Source organism: Pseudomonas sp. XS1P51 (assembly GCF_054897845.1).
This window is the reverse complement of sequence record NZ_CM142707.1, coordinates 2,555,445-2,580,577: the sequence shown is the minus strand read 5'-3', so window position 1 is coordinate 2,580,577 and position 25,133 is coordinate 2,555,445. Positions and strand designations below refer to the sequence as shown.

General features: G+C 60.0%; 25 protein-coding genes and 1 pseudogene. 9 read left to right on the top strand and 17 right to left on the bottom strand.

Annotation, left to right across the window (positions count from 1 at the left end; all coding sequences use genetic code 11):
- Positions 1-15: 15 nt before the first annotated feature.
- On the top strand, positions 16-1,569 hold the full coding sequence (locus ACYZUD_RS11945; RefSeq protein WP_462024186.1) for an ABC transporter substrate-binding protein: 1,554 nt from the start codon (positions 16-18) through the stop codon (positions 1,567-1,569).
- Between the two features lie 3 nt (positions 1,570-1,572).
- On the opposite strand, the gene ACYZUD_RS11940 is transcribed toward ACYZUD_RS11945, so the two are convergent.
- Complete coding sequence (locus ACYZUD_RS11940; RefSeq protein WP_462024185.1) at positions 1,573-2,193, bottom strand: GntR family transcriptional regulator; 621 nt, start codon at positions 2,191-2,193, stop codon at positions 1,573-1,575.
- A gap of 107 nt (positions 2,194-2,300) precedes the next feature.
- Between ACYZUD_RS11940 and ACYZUD_RS11935 the strand changes: the two genes are divergently transcribed.
- Positions 2,301-3,140: an alpha/beta fold hydrolase gene (locus tag ACYZUD_RS11935; RefSeq protein WP_462024184.1), complete on the top strand. Its 840-nt coding sequence runs from the start codon at positions 2,301-2,303 to the stop codon at positions 3,138-3,140.
- Between the two features lie 5 nt (positions 3,141-3,145).
- Here the strand turns inward: ACYZUD_RS11935 and ACYZUD_RS11930 are convergent, their stop codons facing one another.
- On the bottom strand, positions 3,146-4,582 hold the full coding sequence (locus ACYZUD_RS11930; protein WP_462025031.1) for a M15 family metallopeptidase: 1,437 nt from the start codon (positions 4,580-4,582) through the stop codon (positions 3,146-3,148).
- Positions 4,583-4,716: 134 nt separating this feature from the next.
- Here ACYZUD_RS11930 and ACYZUD_RS11925 point away from each other — a divergent pair, with 134 nt between their 5' ends.
- On the top strand, positions 4,717-5,175 hold the full coding sequence (locus tag ACYZUD_RS11925) for a GNAT family N-acetyltransferase (RefSeq protein WP_462024183.1): 459 nt from the start codon (positions 4,717-4,719) through the stop codon (positions 5,173-5,175).
- Between the two features lies 1 nt (position 5,176).
- Here ACYZUD_RS11925 and ACYZUD_RS11920 read toward each other — a convergent pair whose 3' ends face one another.
- Together ACYZUD_RS11920 and ACYZUD_RS11915 are read right to left on the bottom strand one after the other, a co-directional pair.
- Positions 5,177-5,503 (bottom strand): NIPSNAP family protein, encoded by a 327-nt coding sequence (locus ACYZUD_RS11920; RefSeq protein WP_462024182.1) that lies wholly within the window; start codon positions 5,501-5,503, stop codon positions 5,177-5,179.
- A gap of 23 nt (positions 5,504-5,526) precedes the next feature.
- Entirely contained in the window at positions 5,527-6,420 is an 894-nt protein-coding gene (locus tag ACYZUD_RS11915) for a helix-turn-helix transcriptional regulator (protein WP_462024181.1), read from the bottom strand.
- Positions 6,421-6,573: 153 nt separating this feature from the next.
- Here ACYZUD_RS11915 and ACYZUD_RS11910 point away from each other — a divergent pair, with 153 nt between their 5' ends.
- Together ACYZUD_RS11910 and ACYZUD_RS11905 are read left to right on the top strand one after the other, a co-directional pair.
- Positions 6,574-7,302, top strand: a complete 729-nt coding sequence (locus tag ACYZUD_RS11910) for a cysteine hydrolase family protein (protein ID WP_462024180.1) — start codon at positions 6,574-6,576, stop codon at positions 7,300-7,302.
- Positions 7,303-7,360: 58 nt separating this feature from the next.
- Positions 7,361-7,600, top strand: a complete 240-nt coding sequence (locus ACYZUD_RS11905; RefSeq protein ID WP_462024179.1) for a DUF2798 domain-containing protein — start codon at positions 7,361-7,363, stop codon at positions 7,598-7,600.
- A 24-nt stretch (positions 7,601-7,624) separates the two neighbouring features.
- Here the strand turns inward: ACYZUD_RS11905 and ACYZUD_RS11900 are convergent, their stop codons facing one another.
- Positions 7,625-8,551 carry a universal stress protein gene (locus ACYZUD_RS11900; RefSeq protein WP_462024178.1) on the bottom strand — a complete coding sequence of 309 codons (927 nt, stop codon included), beginning with the start codon at positions 8,549-8,551 and terminating at the stop codon, positions 7,625-7,627.
- A gap of 320 nt (positions 8,552-8,871) precedes the next feature.
- Between ACYZUD_RS11900 and ACYZUD_RS11895 the strand changes: the two genes are divergently transcribed.
- Positions 8,872-9,795: a universal stress protein gene (locus ACYZUD_RS11895; protein ID WP_462024177.1), complete on the top strand. Its 924-nt coding sequence runs from the start codon at positions 8,872-8,874 to the stop codon at positions 9,793-9,795.
- Between the two features lie 53 nt (positions 9,796-9,848).
- Here ACYZUD_RS11895 and ACYZUD_RS11890 read toward each other — a convergent pair whose 3' ends face one another.
- Positions 9,849-10,412, bottom strand: coding sequence for a GNAT family N-acetyltransferase (locus tag ACYZUD_RS11890; protein ID WP_462024176.1), 564 nt, complete (start codon positions 10,410-10,412; stop codon positions 9,849-9,851).
- Positions 10,413-10,681: 269 nt separating this feature from the next.
- Between ACYZUD_RS11890 and ACYZUD_RS11885 the strand changes: the two genes are divergently transcribed.
- Together ACYZUD_RS11885 and ACYZUD_RS11880 are read left to right on the top strand one after the other, a co-directional pair.
- Positions 10,682-11,572, top strand: coding sequence for a universal stress protein (locus ACYZUD_RS11885; RefSeq protein WP_462024175.1), 891 nt, complete (start codon positions 10,682-10,684; stop codon positions 11,570-11,572).
- 106 nt (positions 11,573-11,678) lie between these two features.
- Positions 11,679-12,365, top strand: a complete 687-nt coding sequence (locus ACYZUD_RS11880) for a phosphoribosyltransferase (protein WP_462024174.1) — start codon at positions 11,679-11,681, stop codon at positions 12,363-12,365.
- On the opposite strand, the gene ACYZUD_RS11875 is transcribed toward ACYZUD_RS11880, so the two are convergent.
- From ACYZUD_RS11875 to ACYZUD_RS11860, 4 genes are all read right to left on the bottom strand, one after another.
- On the bottom strand, positions 12,349-12,810 hold the full coding sequence (locus ACYZUD_RS11875; RefSeq protein ID WP_462024173.1) for a MarR family winged helix-turn-helix transcriptional regulator: 462 nt from the start codon (positions 12,808-12,810) through the stop codon (positions 12,349-12,351). The genes ACYZUD_RS11880 and ACYZUD_RS11875 overlap by 17 nt on opposite strands.
- 132 nt (positions 12,811-12,942) lie before the next feature.
- Complete coding sequence (locus tag ACYZUD_RS11870) at positions 12,943-13,395, bottom strand: Ohr family peroxiredoxin (RefSeq protein ID WP_462024172.1); 453 nt, start codon at positions 13,393-13,395, stop codon at positions 12,943-12,945.
- Positions 13,396-13,489: 94 nt separating this feature from the next.
- Entirely contained in the window at positions 13,490-13,939 is a 450-nt protein-coding gene (locus ACYZUD_RS11865) for an Ohr family peroxiredoxin (RefSeq protein WP_462024171.1), read from the bottom strand.
- A gap of 240 nt (positions 13,940-14,179) precedes the next feature.
- A complete protein-coding gene (locus tag ACYZUD_RS11860; protein ID WP_462024170.1) occupies positions 14,180-16,381 on the bottom strand; it encodes an LTA synthase family protein in 2,202 nt (733 codons plus the stop codon).
- 323 nt (positions 16,382-16,704) lie between these two features.
- Between ACYZUD_RS11860 and ACYZUD_RS11855 the strand changes: the two genes are divergently transcribed.
- Positions 16,705-17,094 carry a c-type cytochrome gene (locus ACYZUD_RS11855; RefSeq protein ID WP_462024169.1) on the top strand — a complete coding sequence of 130 codons (390 nt, stop codon included), beginning with the start codon at positions 16,705-16,707 and terminating at the stop codon, positions 17,092-17,094.
- 43 nt (positions 17,095-17,137) lie between these two features.
- Here the strand turns inward: ACYZUD_RS11855 and ACYZUD_RS11850 are convergent.
- From ACYZUD_RS11850 to ACYZUD_RS11820, 7 genes and pseudogenes are all read right to left on the bottom strand, one after another.
- Positions 17,138-17,254: pseudogene (locus tag ACYZUD_RS11850) on the bottom strand (helix-turn-helix transcriptional regulator); the annotation flags it as partial.
- Between the two features lie 119 nt (positions 17,255-17,373).
- The gene (locus ACYZUD_RS11845; protein WP_462025030.1) at positions 17,374-18,645 is read right to left on the bottom strand and encodes an epoxide hydrolase family protein; all 1,272 of its coding nucleotides are present in this window, start codon (positions 18,643-18,645) and stop codon (positions 17,374-17,376) included.
- A gap of 154 nt (positions 18,646-18,799) precedes the next feature.
- Positions 18,800-20,365, bottom strand: coding sequence for an amino acid permease (locus ACYZUD_RS11840; protein ID WP_462024168.1), 1,566 nt, complete (start codon positions 20,363-20,365; stop codon positions 18,800-18,802).
- A gap of 143 nt (positions 20,366-20,508) precedes the next feature.
- Positions 20,509-21,669, bottom strand: coding sequence for an iron-containing alcohol dehydrogenase (locus tag ACYZUD_RS11835; RefSeq protein WP_462024167.1), 1,161 nt, complete (start codon positions 21,667-21,669; stop codon positions 20,509-20,511).
- 3 nt (positions 21,670-21,672) lie between these two features.
- A complete protein-coding gene (locus ACYZUD_RS11830; RefSeq protein ID WP_462024166.1) occupies positions 21,673-23,064 on the bottom strand; it encodes an aldehyde dehydrogenase family protein in 1,392 nt (463 codons plus the stop codon).
- 7 nt (positions 23,065-23,071) lie between these two features.
- Positions 23,072-24,445, bottom strand: coding sequence for a glutamine synthetase family protein (locus ACYZUD_RS11825; RefSeq protein WP_462024165.1), 1,374 nt, complete (start codon positions 24,443-24,445; stop codon positions 23,072-23,074).
- A 166-nt stretch (positions 24,446-24,611) separates the two neighbouring features.
- Positions 24,612-25,097, bottom strand: coding sequence for an adenosine-specific kinase (locus ACYZUD_RS11820; protein ID WP_462024164.1), 486 nt, complete (start codon positions 25,095-25,097; stop codon positions 24,612-24,614).
- Positions 25,098-25,133 lie beyond the last annotated feature (36 nt).

The following is a 25,133-nucleotide window of genomic DNA, read 5'->3' as shown; positions in this document are numbered from 1 at the left end:
ATCAAGGACTCGCTTATGAACCGCTTTTTAGTAAACGCTCTGACGCTGAGCATGATGACCCTGATCGGTTGCGGCATCGCACAGGCGCAAACCTTGCGCCTGGCTATGAACTCCGATGTCCGCAGCCTCGACCCCGGGGTCAATCGTGATGACCGTTCCGATGCGGTCGTGCTGCATATGACCGAAGGGCTGGTGGCCTATGGGGAGAAGGGCGAAGTCAAACCGTTGCTCGCACAGAAGATCGATGTCTCGGCTGATGGCCTGACCTACACCTTCACCTTGCGCCAAGGCGTGAAATTCCATAACGGCGAGTTGTTGACCGCCCCCGACGTGCTGTGGAGCTGGAACCGGGACATGGACCCCAAGACGCAGTGGCGTTGCCTTCCGGAATTCGACGGCAGCGGTCTGACTAAAGTGACCAAGGTGACAGCACCGGATGACCATACCGTGGTGATGGAGCTGGAAAAGCCCAGCGGCATGTTCCTCGCCACGCTGGCGCGTACCGATTGCGGCGGCACTGCGGTTCTGAACAAAGCCTCGGTCAATGCTCAGGGCGAGTTCCTGACGCCGATCGGCACCGGTCCTTATCAGTTAGGTGAGTGGAAGCGCGGGCAGTACGTCACGCTGACCAGGTTCACGGGCTACCAAGCCTTGCCCGGTCCACGGGACGGTTACACCGGGGGCAAGAACGCGCTGACCGATGAAGTGCGGTTTGTGATTATTCCCGATCAGGCGACGGTCAAGGCAGCGCTGTTTTCGGGCGACCTGGACATGGCTGAAGTCACCGAAACGGACCTGCCTGAAATCAAGACGCACGCGACACTCAAGGTCTCGACAGACCCCAGCGCGACCATGAATGTGCTGATGTTCCAGACCCGCGATCCGCTGCTCAAGGACAAGCGCATTCGTCAGGCCATTGCGGCGGCGATTGATGTCAAACAGCTGGTGGCGACGACGAGCAACGGCTTCGGCGTGCCCAATAACTCAATCATCAGCGTGGCCTCCAACTACTACGGCCCAAGCGAGCAGCGCGGTTTCACCTACGATCCCCAGAAGGCCGCTCAACTGCTCCAGGAGGCGGGCTATCGCGGGCAGCCGCTGACGATTGTCGCCAACAAGCGTTCGATGGTGCCCAGTTATGACCTGGCCATTATTGCCCAGGCCATGCTTCAAGCCGTCGGCATCAACGCGCAGGTTGAAGTCATGGAATGGGGCACTCAGCTTGAGCGTTACCAGAGCGGGCGTTATCAGGCGATGTCCTTCACCTATTCGGCACGCTTCGATCCGGCGCTGAGTTTCGAGCAGGTGACGGGTAACAAGGACAAAGAGTCGCGCAAGGTCTGGGAGGATCCGGTGGCGATTGATTTGCTGACCCAGGCACTGAAGGAAGGTGACGTCGCCAAGCGCCAGTCGATCTTCGATCAACTGCATGAGCGCTTCATCGATCAGGTGCCGATGATCGTCATGTACAACGGCCTGGACATCGTCGCGCTGAATCAGAAAGTCGAGGGCTACGACGCCTGGATCGGGCAGAAGCCGCGCCTCTGGGGCGTCAGCATCAAGCCTTGATATTCATTGCTCCAGCGGGGTTTGACGAATGTGCGCCGCGATCAGTCGCTTGAGTAGATCGCGGTCACCGTTACGCAGGGCGTCGAGTATCTGGAAGTGCTCGCGACTCGACTGCTCGGCGCGCAGGTGCGTACGCCAGGTGCCGCCCGGCGACGACGGCGGACGGCTGCGAATTTCTTCAATGAACTCGATCATTACCCGGTTGGTGCACATGTCGTAGATCCCGCGATGAAACTCGAGATTCGCGCTGTAGCACTCTTGCATCGTGCCTTCGTTGACCAGGCGACTGAAGCGCTGGGCAACGATGTCCAGCGCCTGCAACCGTTCTTCGGTGACGACCATTTGATCGACCGCTGCACATTCGAGTGCGATACGGACTTCACGGGTATCGGCCACCAGGGCCAGGTCCGGCGTGTGGACGTAGTAACCCCGATTGGGGATGTGTTCGACCATGTTTTTCAGGGTCAGTTGGTCCAGTGCACGGCGGATGTCCAGCCGCGTACAGCCGTAACGTTGTTCCAGATCGATCTGCTTGAGCCAGCTGCCGGTCGGAAGAACACCGGCATTAATGTCGTTTGAAATCAGCAGCACCAATTGGCTGCGATCAGTAGTTTTTTTGTTCAAGGGTGACTTCCGCAAAACTTGGACGTGGGCGTGTGAGTCGTCGACCGTGCATGACCCTTACCCGCTGTAGTTATCAATAATGGCACAATTATCAACGAGGTTTCACAATGTTGGCCAACCCTCAAGACACCCCCGAAGCGCGGCATCGCCAGATGTATTATCGGGGTAGCACGACCATTTTTTCGTGCCGCAAGGACCCGCGTTTTGCCTATTGCCTTTATGTTCCGCAAACCTTCGATCAAGCACCTGAAGGTCACCGTCTGCTGGTCGCGGTACATGGTACCGGGCGCACGATGGTCGAGTATCGGGACGCGTTTGCCGAGTTCGGTCGCTTCAATCGCTACATTATTCTGGCGCCGCTGTTTCCGGTCGGTCCATTGGGCGATGGCAACCCGCATGGTTTCAAATACCTCAAGGAAGGGGACATTCGTTACGACGAAGTCCTGCTGGCCATGGTGGATGAAGTCTCCGAAGCTCTAGGCACTTCGTTCGAGAAGTTTTCATTGTTTGGTTATTCGGGCGGCGGGCACTTCGCCAACCGATTTTACTACCTGCACCCCGAACGTCTACGTTCCGTGTCGATCGGTGCGCCGGGCTCGGTGACGCTGATCGATGAAGGGCTCGACTGGTGGGTAGGGACCGGGGGGATCGAGGCGATTTTCGGCAAGCGCCTGAACCTCGATGCCCTGCGTGAGGTGGACGTTCAACTGTTGGTGGGCGCGGCAGACCTGGAAACCTGGGAGATTCACTACGCTCCGGGATCAGTGCAATACATGGAAGGCATCAACGACGCCGGGCGCACTCGGGTGGAGCGCAACACGACCCTGGCGCGCAACCTTCAGTCTCATGACATTCGTGTTCAACAAGACATCGTCCCCAATACCGCCCACGCCGGTATGTCAGTCGTACCCTACGTACAAGACTTTCTGTTGCAACTGGGCGCGTGACCGCCTCAACGCTCGGGGAGGTTCCAGCTTGCGCGAAAGTGCTCGTACTCTGCTTCGGGCATTTGCACCAATAAAGGGGATTGGTGAGGGTCCAGCCAGCTGAACAGTCGAGCGATATCCGCTTGATCCATGGCGGTGCAGCCACGTGTCGGGGACGTGGGTCCTCGCCAGATGTGGAAAAAAATACAGGAGCCAGAAGCGGGGGCCGCCGGCGTGTTGTGCTCGATGAAAATGCCTTTTCGATACAGGTCATCATCGCGACGCATGCGTTCGGCGCTGTTCCAGTCCTTGGCGATTGTCGGCGCGTCGACCAGTTGGTTATAGCGTGTGGAGTGGCTGTCATCCACGCATTCGGTGGTCGATGTCAGCGCGAGATAAGGCAGTCTGGTGTCGGCCCTGGCGTCGTAGCCGAACGCCGTTCCCAGTTTGAAAATCCCGGCAGGCGCTTTTCCATCACCTTCAACTTTGATCGGCCCCTCGCGCTGATCAACGCTGCTTAAACCCTTGCCCCAGGCCAGTCCGTTTTTGCCTAACACCACCGGAAATGACGCCTCGTATTTTCGAAACGTTTTCCCCTGCCGTTCATAACGCTGGGCGGTGCCCTGGATGTCAGCCCAGTTTTTGGTGGTGACCACAATCAGCTGATGGCTGGTGTCGAGAACGCCGCTGGACGCCAGCGGCGTAATGGGGAAATCCATGACGCTCTTCAACGTATCGTCCCGGGTATAGGTGAAATGCCACCACTCGGCCGAGTAGCCGGTAAATCCCTCTTTTTCCATGGCACTGTTGAGTCGCTGGCGATTTTCCCTGGCGGTCGCGTTGATCAACGCACTGTTGGTATGGGCGCGTTCATCGAAGCAATCGAAACCCGTTCCCATGTCGAGTGCGCCGTCATGCCAACGCTGCTCATAGGGGGCCGTGCAATCGACGGGGGGCGCTGCAGGTGTCCAGGTTTCGGCGGGCAGGGCCTGCGGAGCTGTCAGGGTCAGATCAACGGTACTGCCTTTGGAGTGATTCGACACCCGTGCCACGTAGCCAAGGCGCCAGAAGTCTTTTTTGTCCACGCGTGGATAGAATTCGGCCTTTCGCGGGTCACCCGGTTCTGTCGCGAAGCGCCCCATGTCTGCGACCGCGCGAGTCGGTCGATAGCAGTCGAAAACCTTCAAGCCATAACCTTCTGAACGCAGCGCCGTTTGCACGCGGGCCAGGGCCTTGGCGGCTTCCAGCGACAACAGGCACTCGGGGGCCGCGTAACCGTCGAGGGGATGCCCGGTGAAGTTGTGGGCGCTGGCATAGCGGATGTCTTGCTCGATGCCCGGATCAATCGTGCGCACATACACCATGTGTTCGGGCCTTGGTTCGGCATCGGCGATGCTTGGCGCGATGATGCCCAGGAGTGGTATCAAGAAGAACATCGGTATGATTTTGCATAGAGGGCGCATGGCATGCTTCCAGGGGAATGAAGGCCAGACCGACCAGGGCTTTTTCCGGAAATAAATCCGTCCCTGTTCAATCCCGTTGCTAGGCTGTGATTCTATCTCTCTGAGCCCAATCAAAACCTGAGTGGAGCACAATCATGGCGATCCAGGCCCTGCGCGCCGACGCAACCCACATCGACACCATCGCCGGCCTCTTCGATGCCTACCGAGGCTTCTACGGCCAGCCCTCGAACCTGCCGCAGTCTCGCGCCTTCATCGCCGAGCGCATCGCCCGGGACGAATCCGCGATCTTCTATGCCCGGGACGTCAACGGCGAAGCGCTGGGTTTCGTCCAGCTGTACCCGACGTTTTCCTCCATCGACGCGCACCGCGCCTGGCTGCTCAGCGACCTCTTCACCACACCCGCCGCCCGAGGGCGAGGGGTAGGGACGTTGCTGATGAACACCGCACGTGCCTTTGCGCTGTTGACCGGCGCCAAAGGCATGGTGCTGGAAACGGCCACGGATAACCACGGGGCGCAACGGTTGTATGAGTCCCTGGGTTATGTGCGCGATGCCGGTTACTACACCTACTGCCTCGATTTGAAACACGGCTGAGTCAAACCGCCTGATCCCCTTGGGCGCCAAACACCGGCCTGAAAAAACTGCGTTCATAGCTGAGAATGCATTTTGTCTGTTCGGCGAACTTGAAGGCCGCGATGCATTCCGGATCGTTCATGGAGTCCTGCCGATAGCGCTCGTAGGCTGAAAGGCTGGGAAAGGTGAACATCGCCAAGGCAATGTTGTTGGCGCCTTCGGACGGCAGGAAATAGCCGTGATGCTGGCCGCCGAATTTCTCGACGAGGGGAATCCACAGTTTTCCATAGTGTTCAAACGCTTCGATCTGGTAGGGATCAAGCACATACCGCAGATAACAAGTGACCATTTTTCTCTCTCTTTGGCGGGCGGTTAAGTCATTTCAATGGGCGAGTCGTCCGACCCGGTTCGGCGCACGTAGGCCGTTACGGGCGGTGTGTCCCCGCTGGCATCGCGCTTGAGCCATTCGGCCGGCGGCGAGCCCACCACGTTCAGGAAGGTTCTGGAGAACGAGGCTTGCGAGCTGTAGCCGACCGACGCGGCGATCACTTTGATCTGAACTCCGTCGCGCAGCAGGTCCTGGGCCACTTTCATCCGCCACGCGGTGACGTAACCCATGGGCGATACCCCCATGATCCGGGTGAAGCACGCCGAGAATTTCGACCGGGACATGTTCGCCAGGGCAGCCAGCTTCTCGACGGTCCACAGCGCCTCGGGTTCCAGGTGGATGCGGTTGAACACCGCCCCTAAACGCCCGTCCTGGAGGGCATAGAACAGGCCGCTGGAGATCTTTCCTTCGATGACGGAGCGCCGCACCAGCAACACGAAAATGTATTCGAGCAGCAGATTGAGCGCCTTGGTTCTGCCGGGTGCCTGATCCTGGAATTCGCCGATCAGCGAACCGATCACGGGGGCCATGTTTTCAAGGCGGCTGATAGGAAAAACCAGCGTTTCCGTGAGCCCGAGGGGGAAGGGCTGCAGCGAGTTGCGCCCGAACTGGAACGAGGCGCAGATCAGCTCGGCACCCTGTGATGCACTTGAGCGCAACTGGTAACGGCAACTGCTCGGACAAAACAGCACGCTGGGCTCGGCGATCGAAATCTTCGGCAGTCCGGGCTGAACCAGGTCGATGCCACCCCGACTGATGACGTGGATGAACGCCATGCCCGGTGGCTTGTCGAGGACCAGCGTGCCCTCCACCCGACCGGAGAAGAACAGCCGGCCCTGGAGGTGGGTGCGCTCGAAGAATTCGGAAAGGATATCCATGATAGAGACGACCGGGTAAAGACTCAGCACGTCCGGGCAAAACCCCGACAGGACGCGGCAATAGGATGAAGTTCTCGCCGATGGTAGACAACACCCCACCCGGGCGCCATGGCGGGACGAGATATTTCCTGAAGTTGACCGGAGTCCATCGTCATGAGCACCCCTTCACCTCGCACCGCGTCCCCGTATGCCGACCCGACAGAGCCTGCACTGCCTGATCCGGGCATGAAGCTTGACCTCAGCCGGGCCGCGCTGGTGGTCATCGACCCGCAGATCGACTTCCTCAGTCCCGAAGGCGTGAGCTGGGCTGTATTTGGCAAGAGCGTCGTCGAGCACGATGTGGTCAAACACCTGGGGCAGCTGTTTGCTGCCGCCAAGGGTGCCGGCATCACCGTCGCCGTCTCGCCGCATTACTACTATCCCTGCGACCACGACTGGCATTTCGGCGGGCCGCTCGAGAAAGTCATGCACAGTATCTGCATGTTCGATCGCAAAGGCCCGTTGACCCTCGACGGTTTCGAGAACTCCGGTGCCGACTTCATGCCCGAGTACAAACCCTACATCCTCGACGGCAAAACCATCATCGCTTCGCCGCACAAGGTGTACGGCCCGGAAACCAATGACCTGGCGCTGCAGCTGCGCAAGAAAGGCGTCTCGCAAATCATTCTGGCGGGGATGGCGGCGAACCTCTGCGTCGAATCGCACCTTCGTGAACTGCTGGAACTTGGCTTTGAAGTGGCGGTAGTCCGGGACGCGACTGCCGGCCCGACGACCCCCGAAGGGGATGGCTATCTGGCGGCGCTGATCAACTATCGCTACATCGCCAATGCCCTGTGGAGCACCGCGCAAACCCTTGAGTATCTCCAGGCCAAGCAGGCCTGACGCAATCTGGCTGCACCTCGCTGGACGGGGTGCAGCCTGCCATGACGAGACCCGGAAAATGCCCAGACTCTCCCCACGTTATCGTCCACAGGCTGCGGCTGTGATCCAGTCTGCAATCACCTGCGCAGTGGCCACGGCGATTGCCAGCCCGTCCGGCCTTTCGGTGGGTGCGTTGCTCGCACACTGGTTCAACGCCTGGTTACTGGCCTGGCTCACCATCGTCCCCGTCGTGCTGCTGGCAACGCCGTGGATCAAACGGCTGAGCGCGCTTTTCGTGACGGACGAGCTGCACAGTTAGGGCTTTGGCGGGTGATGCCTGAAGTCAATCGGTCAGTACTTCTGGCGAAACCACCCAGACGCTGCACGGCATTTTGTACAACAGATGCTCGACCGTGCTGCCCACCAGGCGACCCAGGCCGCGATGCCCGATCCTGCCCATGACAATCACATCGACGTCATAGGCCGCGGCGTAACTGGCGAGGACCTTGGCCGGGTTGCCCATGATCATGTGCTGCTGCTCCGGCGCAATGCCGTTGCGTTCGGCCAGTTCCCTGAAGGCATCGGCCTGTGCATCGAACAGGGTCTTGGCGGTGCCTGACGAGAAAAACGCCGAGCCATTGTCGAAGCCGAATTCGTCCGCACTGATGGATGAAAGGTCATGGGCATAGATCACATCGAGTTCGGCGTTACAGCTACTCGCCAGTTTTGTCGCCTCGCGCAGAATCCTGTCATTGAAGCCTTTGTACTGACCATCGCGATGGAAGGGATCGACCGCCGCAACGATCTTGCGCGGCAAAGCGTGCTTTACATGGCTGACAAAATGCAGAGGCACCGGGCATTCGCGTAAAAGATGGATATCGAGGGGCGTGAACATCAGGCGCGACAGCAGCGACTCGTGCTCCAGCGCCTTGATCAGCACGGCCATCGGTTGTTCTTTGAGGTGAACGAGGATTTCCTGCAAGGGCCTTTCCACCCAGACCACTTCAGTGGTGACCTGCACACCGATTTTGCGCAACGGACGGGCCTGTTCTTCAAGCCACTGGCGATGGCGCTCGACATACCCGAGCCGCATCTGCTCCAGCGCTTGTTCGTTGACCATGCTGGCGGTCGCCAGACCTTCCAGGTAATCGAAGGCCACAATGTGCAGCGCCGCGCCTTCAGCCTTGGCCAGCGCTGCGGCCCGGTCGAAGGCGGGGCTGTTTTCCATCAGGGGCGAGGCGACCAGCATGAAACGTGATTGCTCAGACATGACAAATCTCCCTTGAGTAACCGCAGAGACGCTGGCCCTCGATGGCAGGGACGCGACGTCAGCCGTGAAGGCTTGTGCTGATCCTGCCGTTGGTCAGGGGAGGGGGCTTGATCTGTGTCAAACAGGCGAAAAACGCTGATGGCCGTCCGACGTGCGGTGACGCATGACGGCACCATCCACCGTGTTGATCGCGAGGCCGGCACCTTGCTGCACTGACAGGCATCTTGCCCCGTAGCTGACTAAGATCAAGTCGTCTGAACCTGTAGCGCTCAATCTGGAGTTCCCTTTAGCATTGAGATGGCTACGTGCCGAGGTGCCTTATGCCGCAGACTCAGCGTTTACTGTTAATCGCCCCATCAGCCATGACCCGCACACCGTCGTTCGACCGTGCCGCCGCATTGGCCCGCGTGATGCAAATGCCACTGCACATCGTGGCGTTCGATTATTTGCAGGCCCTGGCGCTGGTCGGCCTGTTCGCTCCCGAGCAAGTCAGCCGGGCCCGGGACGGGTATCTGGAGCGCCACCGGCGATGGCTAGAGGAGCAAGCCGAGCTGATGAGCAGGCACGGGGTCGAGGTCACCAGCGAAGTGGTTTGGGTACAGCATCCTTTCGAGGAAATCCTGCACTTTGTCAGCGAAATGCCCCTGGCGCTGATCATCAAGGACGCCGAGGAGGAATCCGTATTGAAACGGGTCTTCTTCACGCCGCTGGATTGGCAGTTGCTGCGCGATTGTCCGGTGCCGGTGCATCTGGTGACCAACGCCCTCAACCCGCGTCCACGCAACGTGCTGGCCATCGTCGATGTACTGCGCAGCGAAGACCAGGACCAGGTGTTCAACGATCAGATCATCGACGCGGCGGTGAAGCTGGCCGAGCAATGCGACGCCAGCCTTGAGCTGCTGCATGCCTATGACTGGACGGCGGTGTATGTCCAGGATATGGGGGCTGGCGCGTTGCCTCTGGGCGCAGGCCTCTATGAAGTGTTGGGCCAGGCACAACTTGAGACATTCGCCGCCCTGGCCGAACGCCACGGGGTGCCGCCGGATCGTCGTCATTTCATCGAGGGTGCGCCGCTGTCGAGCATTTGTGATTTCGCAGCAAGTCACCGTACGGACGTCATTGTCATGGGGACGGTGCAGCACAAGGGATTGAACAAACTGTTGGGAACCACCGCCGAGCAGCTGTTGCATCAGGCGCCCTGCAGTGTGCTGGCGATCAAGCCGGGCAGAACCCTGCAATCGTGAATATAGATCGCCCCGCGACGAACCGTTGGTCGAGACGTCGCAGGGCGATTGTTTTACAGGTGGAGGCGATGAATGACCTGGCAGCTGTCGTCGGGATCGCTTCGCGTCTCGAAACCCAAGGCTTTGGTCAGTGCTCGCATGGGGCCATTGCTGGAGGAGTCGACCGAATACATCTGGCGAAAACCGCTTCTGCGGGCGGTCTTGATCAAGTGCTCCATCAAGATCGTGCCGAGGCCCAGGCGCTGCCATTCATCGGCGACCGTTACCGCGCATTCACACTCGCGCTCGCCCGTGGCGGCGTAGCGGCTGATGCCGATCTCGATCAGTTCGCCGTTCTCGTGGACCAGTGCGCAGTACGCCAGGCGGTGCTTGCCGTCGGTGTCCATCAACTGATCGAGCAAGGCGGTGCCGGGTTCGTTGATCTGCGCGAGAAAGCGCATGTGCCGGGACTCGGGGGACAGACGCTTGATAAAGGCATATTCACGATCGCGGTCCTTGTCCTCCAGCGGCCGGATCAACACGTGGCGACCATCCCTGAGTGCTTCGATCCAGTATTGTCCGGTGACGGCGGCGTAGGCGGCAGCGGCCCGATCATTGTGGTCTTTGACATTGAGCATGGTGCGATCCTCCAGCTGGCTTGAAAGGTTCGCGTGCGGTAACGAACCACGCGGCTCATTCCTTTTTACGCCGCTGACGCCGTTTGACTTTGATCTGGATCAGAGACTCGTGACGGTGGCGTTCAATAGTCGACAAATGGGAAATGCAGGGGTTTGATATAGGTCAAGATCAGGCAGACGTTGGGGGCGGAATCTGGAATAACGCTGGTGCCTGATCCAGCGAAGACGCAGCGGCAGGCGTCGAATACCCATCTGCCTGGAGTCAGATCATGAGCCAGTATCAACGGTTGTTACTGATCATCAACCCGGCCCTGCGCGATTCCCAAGCGATCAATCACGCCGCCGCGCTGGCCAAGGCCAGTGGGGCAAGTTTGCATATGGCGGCGTTGATGAAATCGTTGGACATGCTGTCGCTGCTTGAAGAGGGCGTGCGTGAAACGGCCAGGGAAAATTACCTGCAGGATCATCGCGACTGGCTCAAGGCTCAGGCAAAAAATCTGCGTGGCCGCGGGCTCGACGTGACCACGGAAGTGGCATGGGCCGATGACCTTCAGCAAGACATTCTTGATCACGTCACGGACATGCAGCCCGACCTGTTGATCAAGGAAGTTCAGCATGAATCAGCGCTCAAACGCGCGTTCTTCACCCCGCTGGACTGGCACTTGCTGCGTCACTGCCCGGTACCGGTTTATCTGGTGGGCGGGAGCGGCTATGTGTTACCGCGCAAGGTCGTGGCCGCGGTCGAAGTGTCGGAATCGGAGTCTGCGGACAACGAGCTGAATGACCGGATCATCAAGCAGGCTTCCAGCCTGGCGATGCAGTGTAATGCCGAGTTGCATTTGCTGTATGCCTGTGACATTTCGGCAGCCTTCCTGGGGGATTTGGGCGGCAGCGGTCTGACGTTGGCGGAGCTCACCAGGGAGTTGCGCACAGACCTGGAAAAATCTTTCCTCAAGTTGGCCGGAAGGTTTGGCGTGCCCGCTGACCAACGACATTTCATCAAGGGGCATCCCGTCTCGGCGTTGAGCGAGTTCGCCTACGAGCACCAGGTGGATGTGATCGTGATGGGCAGAACCCGGTCCCATGGGCTGGAAAAGCTTCTGGGCAGCACGACCGAGCATATTCTGTATCAGGTGCCTTGCAGCATTCTGGCGGTCTAGTGGCGAGCGTCATGGCTGAACTTGATGTCGGCCACAGTCAGACCGACAATCCTGGGTAGTCGTGTGATGCGAACCGACAGGCGTGATCGCCTTAGGAGGTATTCAAGTGACTCAGAGTTCCTCATCGCAAACCATCTTGCAGGACCGGGCTGCTGCCGGTCGAAGCCTGGTGGCACCGCTGCTCAAATACGCGCGTAGACCCGATGTCATCGTCCTTGCCTTGCCCCGTGGCGGCGTTCCGGTCGCCTATGAAGTAGCCACGGCCCTGGAGGTTCGCCTGGACCTGATGCTGGTGCGCAAACTGGGGGTTCCGTCCCACCAGGAGTTCGCCATGGGCGCCATTGCCAGCGGCGGCATACAAATCCTCAATGAAGACGCGTTGCGGGTTCACCCGATTGATCAGGCCACGTTCGATGCCGTGGTCGCGCGGGAAACCCGGGAGCTGTTGCGTCGTGAGCAGGTTTACCGCGCAACGCGCGCGCCTGTGCAACTCAAGGATCAACGGGTGATTCTGATCGACGACGGCCTGGCGACAGGCGCCTCGATGATGGCGGCGATACACGCAGTGCGTGTGCAGGCGCCGTCGCGCATTGCCGTTGCCGTGCCCGTGGCGCCGCTTGAGACGGCCGAGGCGCTGCGCAGCGAGGTGGACGAGCTGGTATGCCCACTCATGCCCGAGTGGTTGATGTCGATCGGCCATTGGTACATGGATTTTTCCCAGACCTCGGATGACGAGGTTATCGGTCTGTTGCGTCGGGCGTGGCAGAGAGAATCGCTCACTCCCCGGATTTGACCGACTTGATGAGACTGTTGCGCAGCTTCACGACCGACCGCTGCATTTGGATGAATTCGTCCGGTGTCAGGCCCGTCGCGTCGGCGAGTCCCGTTTCCGGTTGGTTGTCGCGCAGATCCCGGCCGCTCTTGGTCAGGCTGATCCGCACCTGGCGCTCGTCCTCGGGGTCGCGCTGCCGTTGCAGATAACCCATCGCTTCGAGCTTTTTCAGGATCGGCGTGAGCGTGTTCGATTCGAGAAACAGCTTTTCGCCGAGGCTGCCGACGGTTTGATGGTCTGCCTCCCACAACGCAACGATCGTGATGTATTGCGTGTAGGTGAGCCCCAGTTGTTCGAGGAACGGTTTGTAGGCCTTGCCGAAGGCCAGGTTTGTGGAATAGACCGCAAAACACAGGAAGTCGGCGAGCTTCAGGTTCTCCAGGGCCGTTTCGTCGTTGGGTTTCATGTGCATCCTCTTTGGCCAGCGACTGCAGGCCTGCAAAAGTGAAATATACCTCGTATGCGATCGTGTCGGGAACGGCTCTAACGTTTGGCTGTGGCCGGTTCGCCAGCAAAGGCGAATCGGCCACAGACTTCATTACGCCGTGAGAACGTTCAGGGCCACGTCGATGTTGCCGCGTGTCGCCTTCGAGTACGGGCAAATCTGGTCGGCGGTATGCAACAGCGCTGTTGCGACGTCGTGCGCCACGCCCGGCACGCGCAGATTAATCCGGGCCTGCAGGAAGTAAGCCTGACCGGTCTGGCCCAGGTCGACCTCGATTTCGAGGGACAGATCGGCTGGCAGCGTCACTTTCATGTCCTTGGCCGCGAGGCCGACTGCGGCGATCAAGCAAGCCGACCATGCCCCGGCGAACAGTTGCTCTGCGGTCGGGTGCGGCTGGATGGCCGAGAACTCGTGCGCAGGTTTCGCGCTGCCAGGCGACGACAGGGTGATGTCGAGGCTGCCGTTATGGCCGCGTGAAGTGTTGCCAGCAGCGCTGACGATGGTGTGGGTTTTGCCGGTGGCCAGGACTTTTTCGATCTTGCTCATGGGTGACTCCCTAAATGCTTCAGAGTAAGTTTCGTATGCGCTTATATCGCATGCGATATATATGATGTATTAAAGCCGTTAATCGTTGTCAGTTTCACGCGGTGAGAACGTTCAGGGCCACGTCGATGTTGCCGCGCGTCGCTTTCGAGTACGGGCAGATCTGGTCGGCGGTGTGCGCCAGGGTCGTTGCGATATCGAGCGGCAGGCCTGGCACTCGCAGAGTCAACCGAGCCTGAAGGAAGTAGGCCGCACCGGTCTGACCCAGATCGACTTCGATGTCGACGGACAGATCAGATGGCAGCACCACGTTCAAGTCATTGGCCACGAGCCCGACGGCGGCGGTGTAGCAGGCCGACCATGCGCCGGCGAACAGTTGCTCGGCAGTCGGGTGCGGTTGAGTAGCGGCGAACACGTGTGCCGGCTTCGCGTTGCCGGGGGTCGACAGGGTGATGTCGAGGCTACCGTTATGGCCGCGGGAAGTATTGCCGGTGCTGCTGGCGGTGTGGGTTTTGCCGGTGGCCAGGACTTTTTCGATCTTGCTCATGGGATGAACTCTCAAAATGACGGTAGGTTTTATTTGTTATCGCATACGCTTGTATCGCATACGATGTAATAATATTCACGCAGAAGACAGTTGGTGTCAATGGGGCGCTTGATGTCTTCCCGACGAATGGTCGTGGCATTGCGCGAAGCAGTTCAGCGCTGCACCCGCTGACCAGCGCACTGACGTGAAAAAGCCCGGATTAACCGGGCTTTTTTGACGGTGCTGTTCGGATCGTGCCACTCAGCTGGATTGGGCGATGCTGTCGTCGGATGCCTCTTGCTGCGACTCCTCTTGCCCCGGTAATTCAGTGGTCACACTGAAGTCGCTCACTTCAACAGCCCCCAACCCGTAGCCCAGCAAATGGAACGAGAACGCCTTGCGCGATTGCGGATTGTCAAAGCTGAAATCCATCACCAGCGGCTGGTCAGCGGTGACGACCATTTCTGCCGGCAGACCCAGTGGCACATCCTGCTCCAGCTCCTTGGCCTTGAGCAGGATGTAGGCGTCTTGTTGCGGGTCTACCGAGCGCACGGTCAGCCGTACACGCGTCTGTGAACCCTTGGGCATTTCCAGATACTGCGCGCCGATGAGGTTATCGGCCCAGTCATCCTTGATTTGCGATTGAAGCGCGATGATCGCCGGGCTGCCGAACTGGTAGTGCTGGTTCAGCGGTGTCGGCAACACGGTGCGATCCAGGGCCGTGGCTCTGGCGGTGATCTGTCGGGCGCGCTTGCCGCCGTACTGGCCGGCAAACGTCGCACGGTCGGCGATGAAGCCGGCGCTGGTGTAGTACCGGCAGCGCTGTTGAAAATCGCATTCGGTCAACGTGCCCTGACCGTCGTGATAGCGAAGCTTGTCGTTGGTGAACGACATGATTTCGCGACCCGTTTCATAGTCCCGAAATAGCGAGCGACCACTCAGGGCCGTGGGGACGGGGAGGCCGAAATAGTCGAGTATCGAAGTGCTCAGGTCAACATGTCCATACACCCCGGACTTCACCTTCGGCAACTGCGCCTGCTCGGGGGCCAGCATCAGATTGAAGCCCCAGGAGGACGCCAGGCGCACGCCATCGATGCCGTGGGATTCATCTGACGTGATCACCACCAGGGTGTCTTTCAAGATGCCCTGACGCTCCAGGTTGCCTAGAAATTCCCCCAAGGCATCGTCCAGATAGCCGACGGCGGCCTGCTTGGGTGTGTCATAGCGCTGCAAGTAGTCTTCGGGCGCCGAGTAGGGCTGGTGGGTGCCGACGGTCAGCAGGGTCAGCATCCATGGCTTGTCCTGTTTTTTCAGCTGGCCGACGTAATCCAGCGCTCCTTCAAAGAAGGCCTTGTCATCCTTGCCCCAGGGGAAATCCAGGTAGGACGCATTGGTGAACCATTCCAGGCCCAGCGTCGTATCGAAGCCGATGTGCGGCATGATCTTGTCTTTGGCCATGAAACGCAGGCCTGCGCCCTGAAGGTAGTGCGTGGCAAACCCGTTCTTGTGCAACTGGGCCGGCAGGCATGCCCGGTTGCGTTCGTTCTGGGTCAGCATCTCGACGCCCTTGGGGGTGCCGTTGTCGAGCTTGTCGTAATCGCCGCAAAGCATCGCGTACAGGCCACGAATGGTTTGATGGCTGTGCAGCACATAGTCCGGCGTGTTCATGCCGCGTTCTGCCCAGCGGCTGAGATTGGGCATGAGGTTTTCTTGATAGCTGCTGTGCAAGGCCTGGCGGTTAACGCCGACGTAAGCGCCGGGGATGCCTTCCAGCGCGATGATCAATACGTTACGTGCGCGTCCCGGTGCTGCGAGCAGCTTCTGCCCGTCCAGATCGAGTTCGGTAAGCCCGGCCATCCGCGGCGGGATATCGACAACGTCACCGTCCAGCCACTCTTCTGCGCGTATCTGAACATCGCCAACGCTCGCGGCCAGCCATTGATGCGGCAGGTTGAACAGGCGCCATTGGTCTTCATCAGAGGGGTGCAGGTGCTGGGCGCCCCAGTGGGCGACCAATAGCAGCAGCGGGGCGGCCCAGGCATTTCGAGGCAGGCCCGGGGCGGATGTCGAACGACCTGCCCAGTGAGTGAGCAGCCAGACCGTCAGTGCGCCCAACAGGGCGGCCGCCAGCCAGGGTTGGGCGAAACCGCCGCCGGTAGAGTTTTCCAGAAACTGGGGGTCGATCAGGTAGTGCAGGTCCGAGGCATTGGGAAGCCTGCCCACTGCACTGACCAGTTCGGCGGTGGCCAGCGTCATCAGGCCCCAGGCCAGCAGAAACGGGAGCGCCAACCACCAGGGACGGCGATGCAACAGAACGATGAGCAGGCTCGCGATGCCCACGTCAGACAGGTAGCCGAGCGGATTTGACCAACCCAGCACCGCGCGCAGGCACAAAGGCACGATCAGAACCAGTCCGATCAGGGCGATAAGGCGCGCGTGGGGGCGCTGTAACCAGTGACGCATGGTGTTCACCAAAAACCTTCCAGACATTAAATCTTCATATAAGTGTGCTGGATGTTACCAAGTGATGGGCGGCTTGCGGCCTGATCTTCGTTTCTGCCTGTGTTTGCGGATTGTCGGTTCAGTCGCACGGCGTTGTGTATCACGCTGTATCCGAGGGGCATGCTCAGGGAGTTGCTTACAAATGTCCCTGTTTGATACGTCGGGGATACATCGTCTTGGCCAAATCACCCCCGTCCCGAGAGGTTCACCCCCTGTGCCTCTTCAGCCTGCCGTGGTGAAATGGCCCACCGTTGCTGTCAACAACACCCGATCCGGAAACGTACATGAAGAACATCACTGCACTCACTTTTGCCCTGGTGCTCAATGCGGGACTATTCAGCACCCTGGCCGAAGCGGCCGGCGATGCCGAGGCGGGCGGCAAACTGTTCAACCGGATATGTGGCGGCTGCCATCAGGTCGGGGATTCGGCACGGGGTTCTTTTGGTCCGCAACTCAATAGTATTTTTGGGCGACTTTCTGGCAGCACGACGGATTACCAGTATTCCGACGCGATGAAATCAGCCGGCATCGTCTGGACCCGCGAAACCCTCACCGCGTACCTCGAAGATCCAAAGAAAGTGGTCCCCGGCACCCGCATGATTTTCTGGGGGCTCAGCGATCTGGAGAAAATCGAAAACGTGTTGGCTTACCTTCAGACCTTTCAGCCGCAGTGATCCGGACAAACAAAACGGGCGCCTCTTCAGGCGCCCGTTTTCATTCATACCGGCCGTTTTCCAGCGCATTGATCGTTTGTCGCGAGACATTCAGTCGAGTGACCAGGTCGACCTGCGACCATTTGAGCTCGGCACGCAGCTCTTTCAGTTTGTTTTTCATTGATAGCGGCGTTTGGCGACCATGAGCCCGATGATCCACATCAACGCCATCACCGGCCACACGATGAGAGATGCGCAAATCCGACATTTTCCAGAAAGCCATGGGTAGCGCCTTGGGACTTAGCGCAGCGAGCGGAACGCCGCGCGAAGTTCCTCGGTAAAGAGCTGCGGCTGTTCCCAGGCCGCGAAGTGGCCGCCCTTGTCGGCCTGGCGGAAGTAGATCAGGTGGCTATAGGCGCGCCTGGCCCAGGACTCCGGGGGGTAATAGACGTCATCGGGAAACACGGTGACGGCCACTGGCAGCGAAATCTCGGTGGTCTTCTGTGCCGCTGAAGAAAGAGGGCTTCGTCCCATGTTCTCCCAGTAGAGCCGTCCCGCCGAGGTGGCGCTGTTCGTCAGCCAGTACAGCGTGATGTCGTCCAGCACTTGATCCTTCGTCGGCGACTGTTGCGGGTCGGCGCCGTACGACCATTTGGCAAAGCCTGGATGCACGAGCATGAGCGCCGCGAGGAAGGTCGGTGAATCCGTCGCGCCGTAACCGATCATCTGCGGCCGCGCGGCCATCATCGCGCTGTAGGCCAGGTTTCCCTGTTTGACGAGTGTGGAGACGGCGTCGAAGGTCGCGCGTTCCTCGTCGGAGAATCCTGCCGGTGCCGGCCCGCCGACAGCGAGCGCGGCGGTTGCTTCCGCAGGTATCGTCGCCGGCAGATTGAGGTGGATACCGAGTAATCCGGCCGGTGCCTGGCGTGCCATTGCGCTGGTGATGGGGCCGCCCCAATCGCCTCCCTGGGCGACGTAACGGCTGTACTCGAGGCGCTGCATCAGCTGCGCCCAGACCCGTGCGATGTGGTCCGGGTCCCAACCGATGCCACTCGGCTTGCCGGAGAAACCGTAACCCGGAATGGACGGAATCACGACATCGAATGCATCGGCGGCGTTGCCTCCGTGGGCGGGCGGATCGGTGAGCGGGCCGATGACCTTGATGAACTCGAACACGGAGCCTGGCCAACCGTGGGTCATGATCATTGGCAGCGCGTTCGGGTGAGGGGAGCGTACCCAGATGAAGTGGATGTCGACTCCGTCGAGGGTGGCCGTGTACTGCGGCAAGGCATTGAGCTGCGCCTCGGCCTTGCGCCAGTCGTAATCGGTGCCCCAGTAGTGAATCAACGCCTGCAGCTTGGCCAGTTGTGCGCCTTGGGACTGATCGGGAACCGTTTCCTTGTCCGGCCAGCGGGTCGCCGCGAGGCGGTTGCGCAGATCGGCGAGATCCTTGTCCGGCACATCGACGTGGAAGGGCTGGAGGGCCTTGGCGTTATCAGCGGGCGCTGCGCTGGCGAGGGCCGAAACGCACAGTGCGAGGGTCGCCGCAACGACCGTGAATAGGTGCTTCATCGTCTCGACTCCACCCTGCACCCTTGTAGGAGCGAGCTTGCTCGCGATGAACTCCAGAACGCCGCGTTTGCCCAGTAAACACGCGCCTTCGTTAACGACCATCGCAAGCAAGCTCGCTCCTGCATGGGGTCACTTTCGTTTAACTGATCGGCAATCAGCTACCCGCCTGTTTATTCAACGCCTCTTCAGCCGCGGCGATTTCCGCCTGGCGCTTGACGATCATGTCGCCCGTCGGTGGCCCCTGGAAGCGTCGGGCTTCAAAACCGAACCAGATGATGGCCGTCAGGATCAGGAAACCGATGGTGATGTACAGCGCCCAATCGTTCGGCGGCTGAATGCCAATGACGAAAATGATCACCATCGAGAGGATCGAGAGGATGGCGAAGAATGAATACCAGAAGCGCCCCATGTTCCACGGCCCCATGGTCGGCCACTTTGAGGTGCCGTAGGTAAACAGGCCGAGGATGATGGGAATGACGAAGGAGAAGAACAGGAAGATCACCGTGCAGGACACCACAATGGTGTAGACCGGCGTTTCGCCGATCGATATCACGGACGATCCCCAAACGAACAGCACCGCCAGTGTGGCACCGGTCCAGATCGCCGCCACGGGGCTGCGATGCTTGGGCGAGACCCTGGCCAGTGCGGTTGAGCAGGGCAGGCCGCCGTCACGCGAGAACGCGAAAATCATCCGTGAGACCGAGGTCACGGTCGCCAGCCCGCAGAGAAATTGCGAGATGAAAATCGCCAGGTACAGCGCCGTCTTGACGATCGGGTTCACCTGAGTGTCCATCGCCCAGAAGAACACGTTCCAGCCGTGCGTCGCCGCTTCGTCCATGCTGGGCAGCATCAACACAAACGAGCTGAGCATGAGCCAGCCAAACAGCAGTGACCAGACCACCGACATGACCATCCCGACCGGCACCGAGATCGCCGCATTTCGGGTCTCCTCGGAGGTATGCGCAGAGGCGTCGTAGCCGGTGATGGTGTAGATCGGCAACAGCAGGCCGAGCATGAAGATCCAGCCATTGGAGACTTGTGGCCAGACGCTGCCGCCGGCCTCGCCGGAATAGTTGCCGAAGGTCACCAACCGGGCGAACTCATAGCTGGGTGCCGCGATCAGGCAAACGATGGTCAAGGCGATCGCCGTGGCAAAAATCAGATAGCCCGAGAAGTCGGTGAGCTTTGCGGTCAGGCCGATACCGAAGTGGTTACACAAGGCCTGGATGCCGGTCAGGATGGCCAGGAAAATGACCCGTGTCGTGGTGGTGTCTTCCATGCTCAGGGCCGGTCCGAAAGCACCGAAAAAGAAGTAATAGGTACCGACGTTAATCGCGCCGAGCACCGTCACCAGTCCCAACAGGTTGAACCAGGCCGTCAGCCAGCCGGTGAAGCGGTTACCGAGAATCGAGCCCCAGTGATAGAGGCCGCCAGCGGTGGGGTAGGCCGAGGAAATCTGCGCCATGGCCATGGCGAATACCCCGGAGATCAGGCACCCGATTGGCCAGCCGATCCCGATTGCCGCACCGCCCGCGCCCGAAGTGCCCTGAGCCAGTGAGTTGATGCCACCCGAGAGGATGCAGATGATCGAAAAGGAAATGGCAAAGTTGGAGAAAACGCCCATTCGTCGTGAGAGTTGCTGGGCGTAACCCATGCTGTGCAACACCTTGACGTCATCGTCTTGCGACGCGCTGGTGCCGGGTTGGCTTGCTGGATTCATTATGTGTGCCCCTTCAGGTTTTGATACGCATCCATCCGGATGGCCGGATGGGCTGGCCTTCAACCCCTTGTCGTACTGCTCCTGTGTCCCACTGACCTGTCCATGCCATGTGTTCATGTCTCGACCATGGACAGTCAACTGCTCTAAATACGGCCGTGATAAGCCGCGTCGAAAATGTGTGCCGCGCCGTCCCGTGTCAGTGGCAGCGGGTTGCCGCTGGCCGAAGGATCGACAATCGCCATGTCCGCGATCAGGTCGGCCTGCCGATCATCCACGCCCAGTTCAACCAGCGTATGCGGTACGCCGATGTCCTTGCGCAGCTTGAGGACGAAGGCCAGGAAACTGTCAAAACCCGGCGAGGGCAGGCGCAGATACGCCGCCAGACGGGTGATGCGCTCTTCGATGGCCGAGCGATTGAACTGCAGGACATAGGGCATGAACGTGGCATTGGTCATGCCGTGATGGGTGTCGTACAGGGCGCCCACCGGATGCGAGAGCGCGTGCATCCCGCCCAGGCCTTTCTGGAAGGCAGTCGCGCCCATCGCGGCCGCCGCGAGCATTTGCCCTCGGGCCTCAAGGTCAGACGGTGTGTGCACGGCCCGCACCAGGGCATTGGCGACCAGGCGCATGCCTTCCACCGCAATACCTTCAGCCATGGGATGAAAACCGGGGGCGCAGTACGATTCCAGGCAATGCGCGAAGGCATCCATGCCGGTGCCAGCGGTGACCTTGGCCGGCATGCCGACGGTGAGGGCCGGGTCGCTGATGACCACCCGCGGCATCATCTTCGGATGAAAGATGATGCGTTTGGTGTGCGTCCGCTCGTCGATGATCACCGCCGCACGGCCGACTTCGGAACCGGTCCCCGCGGTGGTCGGCACGGCAATGACGGGGGCGATGTGGCTGTCGTCGGCGCGGTTCCAGTAGTCGCCGATGTCTTCGAAATCCCAGACCGGTCGGGTCTGGCCGCTCATGAAGGCAATGAGCTTGCCCATGTCCAGGCCGCTGCCACCGCCGAAAGCGACCACGCCATCGTGTTTGCCAACGCGCCAGGCGTCGAGCCCACCGGCCAGGTTGGCTTCGACCGGATTGGGCTTGAGATCGCAAAACAGCGCGACGCCAAGTCCGGCGGCGCGCAAGGCGTCCAGCGCTGCCGTGGTGATCGGGGCACGGGCCAGGCCACTGTCGGTGACCAGCAACGGTCGCTGGATCCCCTGGCTGCGACAGACTTCGGCCAGCTCGGCGATGCGGCCGACACCGAAGCGGATGCTCGTGGGGTAATTCCAGTTTCCAGTCAGGCTCATGTTCTACACCTCGTGGCGCAGATGGAAGGATTTGGCTCGGGTCAGGTGCTCGTAGCCAAGGCGCGACAGGGTGACGCCGCGCCCGCTGTTCTTCGCTCCGGTCCAGGCCAGTGCCGGGTCCAGATAGTCGCAGCGGTTCATGAAAACGGTGCCGGTGGCGATCTCGTTGCCGAGCCGTTCAGCGGCGGCGAGGTCCTGGGTCCAGAGGGAGGCGCTGAGCCCGAATGCGCTGTCGTTCATCAAGGCGATGGCTTCGTCGTCGCCGGCCACCGGCATGATGCCGACCACGGGACCAAAGCTTTCTTCGCGCATCACCGACATGTGATGGGTGACGTCCACAAGGACCTGCGGGGCGAGGTAGGCGCTGCCGGGTGCGTCGGCGGGAAAGGCTTTTGGATCGATCAGTGCAGTGGCTCCCTTCGACAGGGCATCGGTGATCTGTCCGCGTACGAATTCAGCCGCGCCCGGTGTCACCAGAGGGCCCAGCGTCGTGGCTTCATCCAGCGGGTTGCCCAGCACGTATTGGCGAGTCAGGGCGACGAAGCGCTCGACAAAGACCGGGTAGATTTTTTGATCGACGTAGATGCGCTCAATGGCGCAGCAACTCTGTCCGGAGTTGAAGAAGCTGCCGTCCACCAGGTTCTCCACCGCCTGCTCAAGGTTGGCGTCTGCCCGTACGTAGGCCGGATCTTTGCCGCCGAGCTCCAGCCCCATGCCGATGAAACGTCCGGTGGCGGCGGTTTCCATGGCTTTTCCGGCTTCGACCGAACCGGTGAAATTCACTTGCTGCACGCGCCCCGAAGCAATGACCGCAGCGGTCTGCCGATGATCAAGCAACAGGTTATGGAACAAGCCTTCAGGCAGATTGGCGCGGCGAAACGCCTCGGCGAAACGTTCACCGACCAGCAGTGTTTGCGTGGCGTGCTTGAGGATCACGCTGTTGCCGGCCATCAGCGCCGGGATGATCGTATTCACTGCCGTCAGGTAGGGATAATTCCACGGTGCGACGACCAGCACCGTACCCAGCGGCTCGCGTTTGATGTAGCGCCGAAAACCCGCGACAGGCTCAGGTTCCACCGCTGCCAGGGCTTCAGGCGCTATAGCGATCATGTGGCGGGCGCGTTCGGCGAAGCCACGCAACTCGCCGGCGCCGAAGCGCACCGGGCGGCCCATCTGCCAGGCCAGCTCGGGCACGATTTCGGCCTGCATCGACAGCATTGCGTCCACGGCCGCGTTGCACAAAACAGCGCGTTCGCTCAGTGGCCGGCGCTGCCATTGCGCCTGGGCGATTGTGGCGTCGGCCAGCGCTCGATCGACCTGCGCCATATCGGCACACTGGCGCTCGACATAGACCCGGCCATCGACCGGTGAGATGAGCTGAATCTTCACAGTCATGATGTGCTCAATAGCGCTCGAAGCCGCGCTGCAATTCCCAGTCGGTTATTCGCCGGTCGTACTCTTTCTGCTCCCACTCGGCGGTGTGTACGTAGTGATCGATCACTTCATCACCGAACGCTTCGCGCAACATGCTTGAGGCCTTGAGTCCGGCGCAGGCATCGCGCAGGGTTTTCGACACTTCAGGCAAGTGCTCGTCAACGTACGCATCGCCTTCGAAAGGCGGTGCGAGGTCGAGCTTCTCGTCGATACCGGCCAGGCCCGCCGCAATCAACGCGGCGAAAGCCAGATAGGGGTTGAGGTCGGCGCCGCCGATGCGGCATTCGATGCGGATGGCCTTGCTGCCTTCTGCACACAAACGAAAGCCTGCGGTGCGATTGTCGCGGCTCCACACGGCCCGCGTCGGCGCGAAGGTGCCGGCCTGGAAACGCTTGTACGAATTGATGTAGGGCGCGAGAAAGCAGGTGATGTCGTTGGCGTACTTGAGCTGCCCGGCCACCCACGAACGCATCAGTTTCGACATGCCAAACTCGGCTTTGGCGTCGAAGAACAACGGCTTTTTGGCGTTCTTGTCCCACAGCGAATTATGGATATGGCTGCTGGAACCGGCGGCGTCATAGCGCCACTTGGCCATGAACGTGATCGCCTTGCCCTGCAATTGCGCGATCTCTTTGCAGGCGTGTTTGATGATGACGTGGTGGTCGGCCATGGTCAGCGCATCGGCATAGCGGATGTTGATTTCTTCCTGTCCCGGTCCCCATTCACCCTTGGAGTTTTCCACGGGAATGCCGGACGCCTGCAGATGTTTGCGAATCGCCCGCAGCACCGGCTCCTCGCGGGTGGTCTGGAGGATGTTGTAATCCTCGATGTAATGGCCGGCGGTTTTCGGTTTGTGATAGTTGCGCTTGTGGATCGCCTCGTAGCTCTCGTCGAACAGATAGAACTCCAGTTCTGAGGCAAACATGCCGGTGTAGCCGCGCTCGCGCAGGCGCTCGACCTGCTTTTTCAGAATGGCCCGCGGGCTGTGGGGCAAGTCCTGACGATGGTGGTGATCGAGCACATCGCACAGCACCAGCGCCGTGCATTCCAGCCAGGGCACGCGCCGCAGCGTGGTCATGTCAGGCTTGAGCACAAAGTCGCCGTAGCCTTTGCTCCAGCTGGCTGCGGCATACCCCGGCACCGGCTCCATGTCGATGTCGTCGGCCAGGAGGTAATTGCAGCAATGGGTTTCTTCATGACCGCTGTCGATGAAAAACTCGACCTGGAATCGCTTGCCGACCAATCGTCCCTGCATGTCGACCATGCAGACCAGAACGGTATCGATCTCACCGGCGGCAGCGGCGCGCTTGAGTGCATCAAAGCTGAGGAGGGGCTCGGTCATCACGTCAATCCTGCGTGAAATGTTTGGGCCTGTCTGAAGTAGCTGTTGCAGACGCTCTCCAGAAAAAACCAAAACCTGCAGAACCGAGCATCGTGAGCAATGAGCTGCTCCAAGCTTAGCCTACTGTTGCCGTATGCAAGTCTCGATGAGCGAAACCCCTTTCAATTCACAGCTTGTAGCCGATTTGCCGCAACAGGTTCTTGCGCCACAGGATGTCTGCGTCGCCCTCAATGTCCTTGGCGCAGAAGCCATCCACGACGCCGAGGATCGCTCGGCCCTGGTCCGTCTCGGCGAGAACCACTTCAACGGGATTGGCGGTGGCACAAAAAATACGGCACACCTCTGGCACCATCTTGATGGTGTTCAGTACGTTCAGCGGATAGAAACCGTCGCCCAGGAAAATGATGAAGCTATGGCCGGCGCCGATGGCTTTCGCGTTCTTCTGCGCCAGCTCGATCATGGCGGTGTCGGTGCCGGACCACCGCACCAGGCATTGGCCGGAGGCTTCACAAAAAGCCACGCCGAACTGGATACCTGGTACGGCATTGACCAACGCTTCGTGGATGTCCTCGACGGACTTGATGAAGTGCGTCTGACCCAAAATGAAGTTCGTTGCCTCCGGTTTATCGATTTTCAGCATGATGAGTTGCATCTCGAACACCTCCGTTCACGAAGTTGCTGCCAAGCC